The organism is Dysgonomonas sp., from assembly GCF_035323175.1.
Lineage (GTDB): Bacteria > Bacteroidota > Bacteroidia > Bacteroidales > Dysgonomonadaceae > Dysgonomonas.
Genome location: NZ_DAOKYH010000005.1, coordinates 197,757 through 214,533, shown reverse-complemented (window position 1 = coordinate 214,533; position 16,777 = coordinate 197,757). Strand labels below are relative to the sequence as shown.

The window sequence follows — 16,777 nt, the reverse complement described above, 5'->3', positions numbered from 1 at the left end:
GAAAGCTTTTTGATTAATTTAAATCTAAATTATTATGAAATTGCGTTATTATGTATTTATAAGTTTTATCATGTTTCTTTCAAGTTGCACAGATAGTATTGACACTAATCCGGAAAATACTAAATCAAACTCTGATGCCTATACGAAAAGTACAAGTTCCATTACCACAGAAATAGAAGACTCATCTGAAGGAGGTCGAATTATCGATTTTGGGAATGGTCTGGAAGTAGAAGAGGTTCTTGGTGGTTATTTATTCCAAGGAGATATTTTCTTAACAGAAGAAGATATACAAGATATGATAAACGAAAGCACTTTAAAAGGTGATACCCTCACAAAATCAAATGTCCATACTCGTGAAAAACGACAATGGCCAAATGGTATAGTTTATTATACAATAAAAGATGGGTTTCCTAATCCTAAAAGAATCTATGATGCTATAGAAGAATGGGAGAAGAAAACAAATCTCAGATTTATAAATTCTAAAATAGGAGACTATATTGAATTTATACCTACTTCAAACGATACAAACTCTCGCATTGGAAGACAAGGTGGGAGACAGCAGATAAAAATAGCATCGTGGGCAAGTGCAGGCAATGCAATCCACGAAATAGGACATGCCATAGGATTATTCCATGAACATACACGAAACGATAGAGGTAAGTATATAGAGATCAACTGGAGTAATATTAAACTCAATAAGCTACATAACTTTATCAATTGGTTTGACAGAAGCCGTCCTTACGGCCCATTTGATTTTAATTCTATCATGTTGTATGGTTCTTATGCTGCTTCTAGAAACGGTAGTCCCACAATTGTAAAAAAAAATGGACAAATATTCAATGCTCAGAGAGACAGTCTGTCAATTGGAGATATAAATGCTGTAAACAGTTATTTATACAAATCAAAAATATCTCCAAACTCATTTGTTGAGAAAGTTTATGATGTTAAGGGTGGGGTTTACAATTTACAATTTATATCTAGATATGAGAATGCCATTTCTACCGATTTCTATGTTTCAACTAATTCCGCCAACTGGGTTAGAGTATCAAGTATAAAACCTTTACCTCAAAGTTATTCAGCTTTAGGGTTGGTGCAGCTTACTTATCAGGTAGATGAGAATAGGACCATATATAAGAGAGAGGCAAATATTGTTCTAAATCATCGAGTTACAAATCAAAAAATCTTCATTAAAGTAATTCAAGATACAGCACCAAATAATCTTGAGGTTGCTTTTCTTACCTCAAATTCTAAAGGGTCAGGAAGTGGTACCGCCCATATTAAAGTTGAAGTAAATGGAAAGATTGCAAACTCATCTTCTAAACCTTGGTCTTTAACAGGTGGACGCGTTATAGCTACTCATTTGAGACCGAATGATCCAGATCTAGTCTCTAATTCAGAAGATGCGACAGTCAGGTTATTCATATCATTACCTTATCCTTTGATAGAGTTTAGACCACAAATAGCCGATGTCAAGTTGACATCCGGAGGTGTAGGTAGTACCGAATTAATCGTTACATGTAAGCTGAAGGACTTAGCGAACACTAACTTAGCAGTCATTAGAATATAAATTACTCTCAATTTTATGCTGTCCATTAAAAGAAGTTACATATTGAAATAAGATTGTTTGGTGGAGTCTGTATAGAATTCATTCTATGCAGACTCCTTTTTGAAATTTGAATAATTTAAATGCTCATGAAAAAAATTGTTTACGCAGCGCTTTTCTGTTCTATCTTATTCTCTTGTACCGAGAAAAAGGAGTATGTAGAAATATACACTACTACGGCAGATAAAGAAAAGACTATGCAAAAAGACTCGGTAGCGTTTTCTGCTAAATCAGACACAAAAGCTACTGACAATATAATAACACTATATCCTGAAGAGAAATATCAGGAAATGGACGGTTTTGGTGCAGCCATAACCGGGTCAAGTTGTTATAATCTTTTAAAGATGACAGCCGAGGACAGAACTACACTACTGAAAGAAACATTCGATCCGGTGAATGGGTACGGATACAGCTATATCCGCATATCACTGGGGGCTTCGGACTTTTCGTTAGACGAATACACATATTGTGACAAACCGGGAATAGAAAATTTCGCTATGCATGAATATGACAAACGCGATCTGTTTCCAATTCTGAAAGAAATAAAGGCGATTAATCCGGATGTGAAAATTATGGCCTCTCCTTGGTCTTGCCCTAAATGGATGAAGGTAAACAACCTGCAAGAACTAAAACCTTTCGACTCTTGGACAAGCGGACAGTTAAATCCTAAATATTATCAGGATTATGCTGCCTACTTTGTAAAATATATTCAGGCAATGGAAGCAGAAGGCTTCAAGATAGATGCTGTAACAATACAAAATGAGCCGTTCAACAGAGGTAATTCCATGTCTCTATATATGACTTGGCAGGAACAACGAGATTTTGTAAAATCTGCATTAGGCCCGGCATTTGAAAAGGCAGGCATAAAAACTAAAATATTGGTGTATGATCATAATTACAACTACGATGAAGATAAAGCCGAAAACTTCGATCAGAAACAATATCCACTGAAAATATATGAAGACACGGATGCTGCAAAATATATCGATGGTGCTGCTTTTCATGCTTATGGTGGTGATAAAGAGGAGTTGCTGAAGATTCACAACGGCCGTCCTGACAAGAATTTATATTTCACAGAAATGTCAATCGGGCTTTGGGGTGAAGGATATTCATTTGCAAAAGACTTGATGTGGAACATGCGTGAGGTTTGTATCGGTACGATCAACAACTATAACAAAGCAGTTATCATGTGGAACTATATGCTTGACGATAAGCATGGCCCCGACCGTCCGGGCGGATGTGATATTTGTTTGGGTTGCATCACGATAGACTCTAACGATTATAAAACAACAGACAAAAATAGTCATTACTATACAATGGCTCATTTGTCAAAGGTTATAAAACCGGGTAGCCATCGCATTAAGTCGGAAGGACAAACAGTAGAAGGGATCTATTATTCGGCATTTGAAAATCCCGACAAAACCTATTCTATTGTATTGCTAAATGACACCCCTGCACAGCACACTGTTACAGTACAACTTGGGAACAAATCATTCAGCTACAACGTACCGGCGAGTTCTGTAATTTCGTGCATTTGGAAATGAATCGGTTCAAATATTAAAAGCTGAATAATAAAAAGATTATATTTGCGACCAATTTTTGCAAAAAGAAGAAAATACTAAATTATTAATTACATACTTATGCTGAAAAGAGGAAAAACGCTGTTAGGCATCCTAATCATGGGTGCTATAAGCTTAAATATGATAGGGCAAAACAAAACACCTATCTATTTAGATGAAACAAAACCTATTGAACAACGAGTTGAAGATGCGCTCTCCAGAATGACTCTGGAAGAAAAAGTCGCCATGTGCCATGCACAATCTAAATTCAGTTCGGCAGGAGTTCCCCGTTTAGGCATTCCTGAGAATTGGGCAACAGATGGCCCTCACGGTATTCGCCCCGAAGTTTTGTGGGATGAGTGGGATCAGGCCGGATGGACTAACGATTCGTGTATCGCTTTTCCGGCCCTTACATGTCTGGCTGCAACATGGAGTAAAGATATGTCTGCGCTGTATGGAAAAAGCATCGGAGAAGAAGCTCGATATCGTAACAAGAATATACTACTTGGTCCGGGAGTAAATATCTACCGTACGCCACTCAATGGAAGAAACTTCGAGTATATGGGAGAAGATCCTTATCTGGCTTCACATATGGTAGTGCCTTATATACAGGGAGTACAGGCCAATGGAGTCGCAGCATGTGTAAAACATTATGCTCTCAACAATCAGGAGATAGATCGTCATACAGTAAATGTAAATGTAGATGATCGTGCACTATACGAGATATACCTTCCGGCTTTCAAAGCGGCTGTGCAAGAAGGAAAAGCTTGGGCTATAATGGGTGCATACAACAGATATAAAGGACAATGGGCTTGCCACAATCAATATTTACTGAATGACATTTTACGAGGAGAATGGGGCTTTGATGGAGTGGTTGTATCCGACTGGGGTGGAGTAAACAGCACAAAGGAAGCTATTTATCATGGTCTGGATATGGAATTCGGTTCGTGGACTGATGGACTGAGCGAAGGGGCAAGCAATGCCTATGACAATTATTACCTGGCAAAACCATTCTTGAAACTATTACAATCGGGAGAAGTAAAGGTAGAAGAAGTAGACAAAAAAGTTCGTAATATTCTTCGTCTTGCATTCCGTACTACAATGAACACAAAACGTCCTTGGGGCTCTTTTGGAACACCGGAGCATGCAGCGGCAGGACGCAAAATAGCAGAAGAAGGAATTGTATTGTTGAAGAACAACAACGGCGTATTACCAATCGATCTGAATAAAACGAAAAAAATACTCGTAGTTGGAGAAAACGCAATTAAGCCAATGACAGTAGGAGGAGGTAGCTCTTCATTAAAAGCTAGATATGAAATTTCTCCGCTGGACGGAATAATCAATCGTGTGGGAACACAAGCGGAAGTTATATATGCACGTGGCTATGTAGGTGACCCTACAAGCGAATACAACGGCGTAAAGCTAAAGAGAGACCTTCACGACTCACGCTCAGCAAGCGAACTGATAGCAGAAGCAACAAGCCTTGCCAAGAACGTTGATCTGGTTATATTTATCGGAGGATTAAACAAAAGTGACAGACAGGATAGTGAAGGCAATGACCGCGAATCATTGAGCCTCTCTTATGGTCAGGATAAAGTAATTTCAGAGCTGGCAAAGGCAAACAAAAACTTTGTTGTTGTGAATATTTCGGGTAATGCTGTAGCAATGCCTTGGATAAACGAAGTTCCGGCTATTGTTCAAACATGGTATAACGGTACTGAATCAGGTACGGCTTTGGCTTCAATTCTTACAGGTGATGCAAACCCTTCAGGAAAACTGCCTTTCACATTCCCAGTGAAGCTCGAAGACAACGGAGCTCATAAGCTAGGCGACTATCCGGGTGTGAACAAAGAAGCTACTTATAAAGAAAGTATCTTCGTGGGATACCGTTGGATCGATAAAGAAAAAATTAAACCTTTATTCCCTTTCGGACACGGACTTAGCTATACTACTTTTGAGTACGGAAAAGTATCTGCCGATAAGAAAGAAATGACAGCAGATGGAAAAATCACATTCTCTGTAAATGTAAAAAATACAGGAAGCAAAGACGGTGCAGAAATAGTTCAGTTGTATATAAGCGATCTGAAATCATCTCTTCCCCGCCCTGTAAAAGAGTTGAAAGGTTTTGAAAAAATAAACCTGAAAGCAGGTGAAGAAAAAACGGTGACTTTCACGATTGACAAGTCAGCCCTAAGCTTCTTTGATGCGGATAAACATGACTGGGTTGCCGAAAATGGTGACTTTGAAGCAATCATCGGTGCATCTTCAACAGATATAAAATCGAAGGTAGGATTTAAACTAAAATAAAATTCTTCCATAACAACAGAAAAGCACAGGTCAAATGATCTGTGCTTTTTTCTTTTTGTATAAAAGCACGCAGAAGCCTACTATCAAATAAAACACTAGTAATAAGCATAATAAATATAAGTATTTATAAATATTTACAGATTGTCCTCACATTTTACCATATAATCCTAATTATCAAAGTATGTCGGGAATTTACATAAAAAGCTTAAGCACATGTATACAAACGCATCATATTACCTCTTAAAAAAATGAAAGGGCAAAATCTTTTTCGATTTGCCCCTCATACTGAATTTGTTTTGTAAAGTGTGTTGTGTAATTGAGAATAATAATTCAATTAACTAAGGTTGGGACCTCTGTTATGGAATTTAATAATATCAAAGGTAAGTGATAAATTCAACACATTGGTTAATATTTATAATTCCTTACCACAAGATATATAAACACATAACAAACAACAACTTACAATAAAATATAAGATTATTAGACAGACCTTTAGAAGTTTATACAGTTGGTTTATTACTTCTAAAGTCAGAGGGAGAAAGTCCCGTTATTTTCTTAAAGGATTGATAAAAAGATGTGCGGTTATTAAACCCGACATCAAAGGCTATAGCATCAATAGAAATGACATCAGACTTTTCATTTGATAAAATCTTTATAGCTTCTTTTACTCTATATTCGTTGATATAAGTATTAAAATTCTTCCCTGTAGTTTGGTTAATTGCTTTCGATAAATAATTTCTATTTATACTCATTTGTTTAGCCATTAAATCTAAAGTCAAATCAGCATTTTTAAAAATCTTTTCTTTCGAAACTAGTTCATGTACTTCTTTCATCAAAGCAACATCTTCTTGTGTAGGTTGCTCCTCTTCTATCGCTTTTTCTTCTGATTTGTCATCTTCCTGTAATACATCCGCAGACTCATAAGGAGCATAAGACAACATCTCGCTTGCCCACTCTTGATTTTTATATACCAGAGCCCTATATGCCATCCTATTTCTATGATACAATACGATAGAAAAGATAAGCCCAACCGAAATAATCAGTATAATTATGCTTCCATAGAATATTTTGTATTTAAAAGCATCCTCCTTGGCTTTCATATCCTCATTCATTACCCGAGCCTTGGTCTCATATAAGTCTTGTTCAGCCTTTAGAAGTATCAGGCTACTATACTTATCCTGAAAATATTTATTAATCATCAGCGTGGAATCAAAAAAAGCAAGTGCCAGCTCTTTATTTCCCACTTTGGAATAATAACAACACATCAGAGGATACAATGATTGATAAAGATCTGTGTTTTCGGTTCTTCGTATAAATAGCTGAGTAGAATCTATTAAGGTCTTCGTTTTTTTAAAATCATTCTTCAAAAGATAGCTTTTGGCTAATTCTAAACTAACATCAGAAGCCAGCTCATAATCATTATCCATGAGCATCCGGTTTAGTCCGGCACGAAGATATGGGATTGCATCATCCGGCTTACCTCTACTAATCAAACATTTTCCTATATTACTAAGCGATACCGCATCGATAACCGGCTTCAGCTTTACATTATCTACACTAAAATATGCCGATCTGAAATAATACTCTGCCGAATCTATATTCCCAATTAAATTATAATACGAGCCAATTGCATTTCGTGCCAACAAGTTGGAACGATCGAAATAATATTTTGGAGGTTTTAAAGCTTGCCGAAGATATGGAATAGCTTTATCATAGTTACGAAAAAAGTAATATGCCCTCCCTATTTGATAATAAGCATACCCTCTTCCGGGATATTCTTCACCGGTGATATTTTTTAGTTGTTCGTCTATAAGGTAAGTTTGAGCAAAGGCTTTAGCATATAAAGAAGACTTCCAGTATATATTAAATATGGCTTCCATCGCCCTAATTTTCATTACCATATTGTTTTGTCTCTCTGCCTTTTTAACAACCTCTTCCATTTTGGCTATTTTGTAAGAGATATCATTATTTTCACCCACAGGTAGAACTAAAGCATACATATAGTTTGCTTCTATATCCAACTCTGATGAATTATACTTCTTTGCATCTTGCCTTACCCTTGATATTTCCTTAAGCTGTTTGTCTAAAGGAAGATAATTAAATATATCCTCGTAATAATCCGACAAGTCATCCACGCTTTTAATAAATCCATGATGAGCTAATTTATAGAAAACAGAATCAGAGCAGAAGTAGTGCACTCTGTTGTATTGTTTCACGTATATACTGTCTATGCTAAAAGCATTGACGGTAGATACTGCTAATAAGAAGAAAAGAATCAGAAATAGTCTTCTCATCCTTGTGTAGTTTATAAGTTTATAGGGCACCTCTTAATTTGTGTTATTGTCTTATTATTTTGTTATATACCAAAATCAATGCAAAATAAAATAAATTTTGCTATTAACATAAGAAAATCTCAAAAAAATAGAATCTAGAGATATTCTGAAAGTAAAATGTTTTAAAACAACGGGGCTTTGTATCAAAGTAATGAAATAAATATATAATTTTGAAATAGAAATGGAAAACAAAATAAAACTATCTGTGCTTGGCTTTTCTTTCAACCAGTCTCAATCCGGAACGTATGGACTAGTATTGGCTGAAGAAGATGGGTTACGCCGCTTAATGATCGTTATAGGCACACCCGAAGCCCAATCTATTGCGTTCAAACTACAGGGTTCAATCCCACCTCGTCCATTAACACATGACCTCTTTCAGACTTTATTGGCACAGCTTGGTATTCTACTGCTCGAGGTGAATATTTACAAATATGAAGATGGTGTATTTTTCTCTAAAATGATACTGCGCCAGGGAACAGAAATAATAGAAATAGAATCACGAACATCAGACGCAATAGCCATTGCCTTAAGAACCAAATCACCGGTATATACCTCCGAAATTATTATGCAAGAACAGGCGGTTGTATTTGATGACAACACGTCGGAGGATAATGCGTCGGAAAACGAAAAAGATAATTTGGCACTGGATTACTCCTTATTAAACGAAGAAGAATTGGAGAGCCTACTTAAAGATGCTATTGACGGAGAAGACTACGAACTGGCATCCTTGCTCAGAGACGAATTACTTAAGAAAAAAGATGATCCTAAGTAATTTTCGCAATTAGCTTATAATAAATACACTACACCCATTATTTCCATAACCTAAACTTTTTTTAAGCTTTATAAGGATTCGCTTATGCAACGAAAAGCGTGTCCCGATCATCTTTTTAAAAGAAACAAATCCGGAGGTTTCTTTTTAGAGGTTGATATCACTCTTTGAGTAAAAAATTATTTATTAATTATAAAGAAATAAATTATGAAACTTAGAAAGATTCTAGGATTAGCTTTGTGTGCTTCTATTTTTAGTTTTGGTGCTATGTCGTGTAGCGATGACGACAATAAAGACAACGGTAATGATGTATCTGTGATTTCCGGTACATGGAAACATACAAAAACGGATGCCGAAGTAGAGGTTACTAAGCCGGAGATAAAAGAAAAAGTAGTAGCTGCTATTAAAGAAATGAATGATGCTGCAAATAACGTATATGCATTCAAACTCGACAGCACATTCAAAGCCAAGATAGCTATCAACAAGGAAATGGTAGAAATAGAAGGTAAATACACATTGAAAGATAATATCCTAACACTGAAGCATGAGCAAAGTTTACAAGCATTATCTTATAAAAACACTGATATTATTGCTTCGGAAGATGTAAAAGAAAAGGTTGCGGAAAAACTGGAAATAGACAAAGCCGATATCAAGAAAGCCATACGAGTTGATACATTCAGCAAGATAACAAAATAAAAAGCTGTTTGTCAATATTGTAAAAAGCCATTCTCTAAAAAAGGATGGCTTTTGCCTTTTATGTCAAAGTTTGTAATGAGTATAAATATGCGCTTAATTTTTCGTATTTTTGTATCCATTTTTTAGAACTATGGCAGCAGAAAAAAATATTTTCATAAAAGGAGCAAGGGTTAACAACCTAAAAAATATAGATGTCGAAATCCCTCGAAATAAATTTATTGTTATCACAGGTGTTTCGGGTTCAGGAAAATCTTCTTTGGCATTTGATACACTCTATGCGGAGGGACAACGCCGTTATGTAGAGAGCCTATCGTCATACGCCCGTCAGTTTCTTGGCAGGATGAACAAACCCGAAAGCGACTATATTAAAGGGATTCCACCTGCGATAGCCATCGAACAACGAGTGAGCGCACGCAATCCCCGCTCAACGGTAGGGACATCTACAGAAATATACGAATACCTGCGATTATTATTTGCTCGCATCGGAAAGACCGTATCTCCGGTATCAGGCGAAGTGGTGAAAAAGCATCAGGTAAGCGACATTGTAGAAAAGATGCTCTCCTTCCCCGAAGATACCCGTTTAGCCATATTGACTAAGATAATCCTTCGGAATGACAGAACACTGACCGAACAGTTGGAGATATTACTCAAAGAAGGATTCTCCAGAGTTGAAATCTCAGGTCAATTTGAGCGAATAGAAGATTTAATAGCGTCAAAGAAAGAACTAAACCCGGATGATCTGCTTCTTCTGATCGACCGCCTTACATGTGATAAAGATTCTGCGAATATCAGTCGTTTTTCGGAATCCATAGAAACAGCTTTTTACGAAGGTGAAGGAGATTGTATCGTCCGCTTTTATACGGGAGATAAAATTCAGATGTTCAATTTTTCTAAACATTTCGAAGCTGATGGAATTCAATTTGAAGAACCCAGTGATCTGATGTTTAGCTTCAACAGTCCTGTAGGTGCTTGTCCTGTATGCGAAGGATTTGGAAAAGTAATGGGTATTGACGAAGATCTGGTTATCCCCAACAAAGGCTTGTCTGTTTATGAAGATGCTGTCGTATGCTGGAAAGGTGAAAAAATGAGCGAATGGAAAAAGGAGTTCATCCAATCTGCAGCCCGCTATGATTTTCCCATACACAGACCTTACTTTGAACTATCGGATAAAGAAAAAGACCTATTGTGGCACGGTGCTATAGGACTGCATGGGATTGACGCATTTTTTCAGATGGTTGAAGAAAACCAGTACAAGATTCAATATCGTGTTATGCTGGCTCGCTATCGTGGAAAAACTACATGCCCTTCGTGTAAAGGAGCACGGCTAAAACCTCAAGCTCTGTATGTAAAAGTGGCAGGAAAGACAATCGCTGATTTGGTTCTGATGCCTATTACAGAATTACAAGAGTTTTTCCAGAACTTAGAATTGGACGAAACAGACGCTGCAATTGCCAAACGCCTATTGACTGATATAAATGTACGAGTTCAGTACCTCGTTAATGTAGGACTGGGCTATCTTACCTTGAACCGTCTTTCGAATTCATTGTCAGGCGGAGAGAGCCAACGTATCAATTTAGCAACATCTCTCGGCAGCAGCCTTGTGGGCTCGTTATATATATTAGATGAGCCAAGTATCGGCTTGCATTCCAGAGATACAGACCTGTTGATTAACGTCCTGCAAGAACTAAAAGCCATCGGCAATACAGTGGTAGTAGTGGAGCATGATGAAGAAATAATACGTGCAGCAGACTATATAATAGACATAGGCCCTAAGGCAGGACGCCTGGGAGGAGAAGTCGTATATCAAGGAGATGTAGATGGACTTCGCAAGCATACCGACAGCTATACGGTACGCTACCTGAATGGAGAAGAGAAAATAGAAGTTCCGAAAATTCGCCGTAAATGGAACAATTACATTGAAGTGAAAGGGGCACGACAAAACAACCTTAAAAATATCAATGTAAAGTTTCCTTTGAATGTAATGACCGTAATAACAGGGGTGAGTGGCTCCGGAAAATCATCGCTGGTTACGGACGTGCTCTATACAGCTTTGGAACGTCATTATAAAGGAAAAGGAGACCAAATCGTACAATACAATGGACTGGAAGGTGATCTCAACTTGATAAAAGAAATCGAAATGGTAGATCAAAACCCAATTGGCCGTTCGTCTCGTTCAAATCCGGTTACATATATCAAGGCTTACGATGAAATACGAAAACTCTTTGCCGAGCAACCGCTTGCCAAACAGATGCATTTTACTCCCGCTTATTTCTCTTTCAATGTAGAGGGGGGAAGGTGCGAAGAGTGTGCCGGTGAAGGCAAGATTCTGGTAGAGATGCAATTCATGGCAGATGTGATGCTCGAATGCGAAGTATGTAAAGGACGGAGATTTAAACAGGATATACTCGATGTACAATACAGAGGCGTAAATATCTATGAGGTATTGGAAATGACAATCGATCAGGCGATCGAATTCTTTGAAGGAGGAAAAGGCAACACAGAAAAGAAAATAGTGAAACGCCTGAAACCGCTACAAGATGTGGGTCTAGGTTATGTCAAACTAGGTCAGTCTTCTTCCTCTCTGTCGGGAGGAGAAAATCAGCGGGTAAAGCTTGCGTTCCATTTAGCCGATGAAAAGCCGGAACCGACTTTCTTTATTTTTGACGAGCCAACCACAGGTCTTCACTTCCATGATATAAAAACATTACTGAAAGCCTTCGATTCTATGATTAAAAGAGGGCATACAATAGTTATTATAGAACACAACATGGATGTAATCAAATATGCAGATCATATCATTGATATTGGTCCTGAAGGAGGAAAAGACGGTGGAAACATTGTTTGCGAAGGTACACCCGAACAAGTCGTTCAATGCAAAGAATCTTATACAGGTCGCTTCTTGAAAGAAAAATTGAACCAATAATAAAACATATATCCCATAAAAAAGAAACAGTAAATAGCTTATTTACTGTTTCTTTTTTGTTCATTTATAATAGGTTGCCGTTCTACTTTTACCTGTGTCGAATCGCTGGGTAATGGTGTTTGTGCTGCTCCATTTTCTGTCTGTTGCTGCTGTACCCTACGCCTTCTCGGCTTGAAAGATTGGAACAAGCGCTTCAACGTTGCAGCCTCTTTACTGTACTCTATCCCTACCCCTTGCGTAGTAGGTGCTTGACGATAAAACTGATTATTCATATGGCTATACGCCTTGAGAGTCCACAAAGAGCTTAATTGATACTCTAAATCAAAGTCGCCAATAAAAGAATTGTCAGCAGATGTTGCATGATCTGTACGCATTCCCAAGTTCGTATTAAAGGTCAATCTATCGTCCAAGAATTTACGAGAAAGATTCACACTCATGTCCATATTCGATAATGAGCCGTCATCAGATTCTACATTGGCCCCTATTTGCCACTTATCGCCCAGCATGTTACCCACCAATGCCGTCAATCCTGCCGAAAGGGTACTGGAAGCAAGTGAGGACCACAAGCTATTTGTGAAGTTAACACCACTATTTCCCATACTTGAATAGAATGACCCTGTGGCAACTAAGGACGCAAACTGTCGCACCCTTTGCTCATCGGTACTAATCAAGCTGTTTATCCTCTGTCTTGTGTCGTCATCAGCACCCGGAAGACTAATATTATAAGACACATCCATCTTATCTATATTGCCCGTTATTTTAAGAATACAATCAACATCTACTTTCGTTGTAGTTCCATTAAGAGCAAAACTATTGTCTAATGTATTCAAGTTGGCTCTTACTCTCCGATAAGCCGTTATATTAAACTTCGTCTTCAAAGGATCTCCTGTAAAGTTGAGCTTACTACCATCCTGTATCTTAAAGTCAAGCTTTTTTATTCCTTGCAGATTTAGCCGAACAGAGCCGTCACTCAGTGTATAGTCTCCATATGCAAACATGTTTTCACTCTGCATATCATATGTAAAATCTATTCGTCCTGCTCCTTTGGCATGCATTTGATCTCCTGTAAGCGGATCAATAACTATTCCCAGATTAATATCCGGCGTCACATCAAGCCTGACTCTCAACTTAATAGGCAGAGGGGCATCTTTCACGATATTACCAATCGTGTTTTTCAATTTTTCTTCGGGAACATTTATGTAAACAATACTCTTGTAATCAGAAGCTTCTGATCGCTGAGGCAATAGAATATTCAGAGTCGAATTTTTATCATTCTTTATCTGCATATCCAAATTTATATTCTTTTCATCACCAGTTATTTTCACCTGCCCGGATGCAAAAACCCGACCATAAAACAAACTGTCTGTACGATGCTCTGTATCTAGTACCATCAGCTTATCCATTCGCATATCAAGCTGATACTTCATATCTCCAAAATTCTTGTGAGTCAACGTAGCATTTACATTAGCCGTATTTCCCCTACTATCTTTTAAGGTAAGATTATCAAACCCTATCTTATCGGGGCTAACACGTATAGTATCGGATATCGTATAAACTACATTCGTATAATCCACTCCTATCTGAGTATCGTTAAACCCGAGAAATCCTCGAACTTTAGGAGCTTTAGTCGATCCTTCTATCATCAGATTGGTGCTGATACTTCCATCTATCTTGTTTAGCATATCGGCGACAAATGGCTGCATCCATCTGAGTGGCATTTGCTGCATTCTGACCTGCAAATCGAGAGAATCCTGATTGGTATATACCGTACCGTCTACCTCGGCAAAAGTTTTATCTCCTTTTGCCAATATAGCATCTAACCTTACCCCTCCGTAGCTATCACTCCAATGGCTATCTACAGTCATTGTTCCCAAGGTATCTGCGAATATTACAATATCTCCTATTTCCAGATTACGTGTATAGAGTTCAGGTTGATCAAGCATTTTTGTCATCAGTACATTTCCATGTATACATCCTCGGATATTTTTTATGTCAAATGCTTCTAACAATTCCCCTATCTCAGCATGGTTGAAATCAATATTCAAGCTATCCCCTACTTCTTTGGAAATAACTCCGTTCAATCCGATGTATTTTTTCTTGTTCACACCTATTCCCAAATTGTGAACTTCGGTACGCTCTCCTTTATTCCAGACTTCTGCCGGAAGGAGATTTAGAGCCAGCTTATCTATCATTATATCAGACGGGCTAACCTTCAGGTAAGAGAGTAATTCATTCTTCTCATCTCTGCTAAACTGTGCTAATACATCTACTTTTCCGCCAATATCTATATTCGTTTTATTACTCATTACATTGACCACAGAACGCATTACATTATTTGCACCCCTGACATTTAAGGCCAATGAATACATACCTTTTTGCATAAGAATGTCACTTCCGGCGGAAATATTAAAAGCAGAGTCGAGATTAATTACATCAATGGTCGTACTTTTTATATCATATTCTCCAAATTTGACATATGGAATATTTCCTTTAGCGGTGATTACATTATCTATTGTATTTATCCTCCCGCTTATGCTTGCAGGTTCAATAACATCAACAGGCAGTGATAATATCCGACCCAGCTCTTCGGTGTTATTCGCCGTTAGATTGAAAGTAAAATTATTCTGATCTTTTTTTACCCTTTTTACTTTTGGGAAAACTGCCGGAAGGTACTTATTCATTAATTCAGAAAACTCGTCGGAAAGAGATGTAAATTTATATTGCCCATCAATATTAGCGGTAAGAAGAGAAGATGTCAGTTTTATAAATTTATCATTCTCTGTCCTTTTACCCATTTCCAATGTAAACTTTCCGGGCTTAAAATTAAAATTAGCATCGTATAGATTAAGACTATCAATTACAGCCTTCCCTTGCATCTGATCTATATCCAACCCTTTCATACTTCCTTCCAGCACAAGGGATAAACGTGGATTAACCCAGTTTTCATCTTTATAGAAGCGATCGATATGCAGGGTGTCTACTTTCAATCTCAGATTAATGTCGGGCACTCGTGCTTGGGTCATACTTGCCTTTGCATATACTTTCCCTACGGGAGAATTTAGATTTGCCGATGCTCCCATTTCTGAAGCATTATAATAAGCATCGAAAGGAATGTTTCGATAGGTATCTTTTCCATACTGTATAGATGCAATTTCACCTTGCAGTTGTGCTATCAGTGGTCCTTTTTCTGCCTGTCTTGCTCTCACGTCTATCTTAGCGGATAAACGCTTCAACCCCAAAGTATCTCCCAGCAATTTGCCTAGATTGAAGTTCTGGGTATTTAATGTTGCAGCAACATTGAAGCGTGAAAATATACTATCTGCTCCTCCGCTTGCCTTCGCCGTGATAGCTCCCTGACGACACCAAGCCTCAGCATCCAGCTTAAACTTGCTCAATTGTCCCTTTACATTTCCTTTCAGGTAAAGATCTCCAAGCTCCCTGAATATATCGGGAGCTATAAACGTAGAATCTCCAACTCTCGCAAAAGAAGTGACAGCCGAGGAAGAAGCCTTGAATTTATCGATCGAAAGTAAAATATCGGCACTTCCATATCTCTCATAATTTGAGATTGAAGCCTTTGCTTCTAATAATGCATCATTGCCATAAGCAATATTTATATTTTCAACATTTACGGCAGGTAATTTTCCTTTAATAGTCGTAGAGAGAATAATGTTATTCTTTAGAAACTTCAACTGAGGAAGAAAAGACAATAAGTCAATCGGAGATATCTCAGCACTCTCCGTTTGAACTTCAAATTCGGACGTGGATAAGTTATACCTCACTTTATCGGCTCTGAGATGCGAATTAGGTAGGTTTAAAGATAAATCATCTACCCAAAGTTGCGATTTATCCGAATAGAGCTGTCCCTCCAGCGTTTTAATTTCAAGACCGGTCATTTCTTTCGCCGAAAGATTATTTAATGCAATATCCAATCTATCAGGGTCAATAGAATTCAGATCAAGATTAATATTCAGATCGTATAATGAGATATGAGAAGCATTGAATAGGTGGGGCGTTACCGAGTCGGAAAGAACATCATAATTCAGCCTGCCATTTTTTATATCAACATCCGTGATGACAATCTTCAGTGTACTTTTTGTTGTATCTGCCTTAACCGTATCTCCCGAAAAAGCATCTATAATAAACTGAAAATTGAAATCGCTAACACTATCTTTTTTATTAACGTTGATAAGAAAATCATCGAGGCTTATACTTGTAATGGCTAGTGTATTGCTCTTAATTAATTGCCACGGACTTAGTTTTACATCCAAATGTTTGGCATAGAGCAAGGTGTCTTTTGCCCGATCTTCTATATATATGCCATTTAGGGTTGCATGATTGAACAGGCTAAGGCGAACTTCATCGATGGAAACTTCTGTTTTCAGTGTATTTTTTAGAATATCTACCGCATAGTTAGCAACTTTCTGCTGAATAAAAGGAATAGAAAGAAGTATATAAAGAAGAATATTAAGTCCTATCAGCGATAGAACTATATACATCAGAACTTTGAAAAACTTCTTTATCAAGCTTTTCTTCTTTGGTAATTCTTCGTGTATATGAGTATTCTGATCTATTTCCTCCATACTT

Annotated in this window: 8 protein-coding genes; 6 read left to right on the top strand and 2 right to left on the bottom strand. The window is 37.6% G+C overall.

Going from position 1 to position 16,777, the window contains the following annotated elements:
• Positions 1-34: 34 nt before the first annotated feature.
• From PKC55_RS08935 to PKC55_RS08925, 3 genes are all read left to right on the top strand, one after another.
• On the top strand, positions 35-1,567 hold the full coding sequence (locus PKC55_RS08935) for a M12 family metallopeptidase (RefSeq protein ID WP_283685498.1): 1,533 nt from the start codon (positions 35-37) through the stop codon (positions 1,565-1,567).
• Positions 1,568-1,692: 125 nt separating this feature from the next.
• Entirely contained in the window at positions 1,693-3,147 is a 1,455-nt protein-coding gene (locus PKC55_RS08930) for an endo-1,6-beta-glucanase (RefSeq protein ID WP_324372716.1), read from the top strand.
• 135 nt (positions 3,148-3,282) lie between these two features.
• Complete coding sequence (locus PKC55_RS08925; protein WP_291127208.1) at positions 3,283-5,469, top strand: glycoside hydrolase family 3 C-terminal domain-containing protein; 2,187 nt, start codon at positions 3,283-3,285, stop codon at positions 5,467-5,469.
• Between the two features lie 500 nt (positions 5,470-5,969).
• On the opposite strand, the gene PKC55_RS08920 is transcribed toward PKC55_RS08925, so the two are convergent.
• Complete coding sequence (locus tag PKC55_RS08920) at positions 5,970-7,763, bottom strand: helix-turn-helix domain-containing protein (protein ID WP_291127173.1); 1,794 nt, start codon at positions 7,761-7,763, stop codon at positions 5,970-5,972.
• A gap of 220 nt (positions 7,764-7,983) precedes the next feature.
• On the opposite strand from PKC55_RS08920, the gene PKC55_RS08915 reads away from it, so the two are divergent.
• From PKC55_RS08915 to uvrA, 3 genes are all read left to right on the top strand, one after another.
• Complete coding sequence (locus tag PKC55_RS08915) at positions 7,984-8,574, top strand: bifunctional nuclease family protein (RefSeq protein WP_006841702.1); 591 nt, start codon at positions 7,984-7,986, stop codon at positions 8,572-8,574.
• Between the two features lie 204 nt (positions 8,575-8,778).
• Positions 8,779-9,267: a DUF5004 domain-containing protein gene (locus PKC55_RS08910; protein WP_135105436.1), complete on the top strand. Its 489-nt coding sequence runs from the start codon at positions 8,779-8,781 to the stop codon at positions 9,265-9,267.
• A 130-nt stretch (positions 9,268-9,397) separates the two neighbouring features.
• Positions 9,398-12,190 (top strand): excinuclease ABC subunit UvrA, encoded by a 2,793-nt coding sequence (uvrA, locus tag PKC55_RS08905; protein ID WP_291127176.1) that lies wholly within the window; start codon positions 9,398-9,400, stop codon positions 12,188-12,190.
• A 38-nt stretch (positions 12,191-12,228) separates the two neighbouring features.
• Here uvrA and PKC55_RS08900 read toward each other — a convergent pair whose 3' ends face one another.
• Positions 12,229-16,773 carry a translocation/assembly module TamB domain-containing protein gene (locus tag PKC55_RS08900; RefSeq protein ID WP_291127178.1) on the bottom strand — a complete coding sequence of 1,515 codons (4,545 nt, stop codon included), beginning with the start codon at positions 16,771-16,773 and terminating at the stop codon, positions 12,229-12,231.
• Positions 16,774-16,777: the final 4 nt, after the last annotated feature.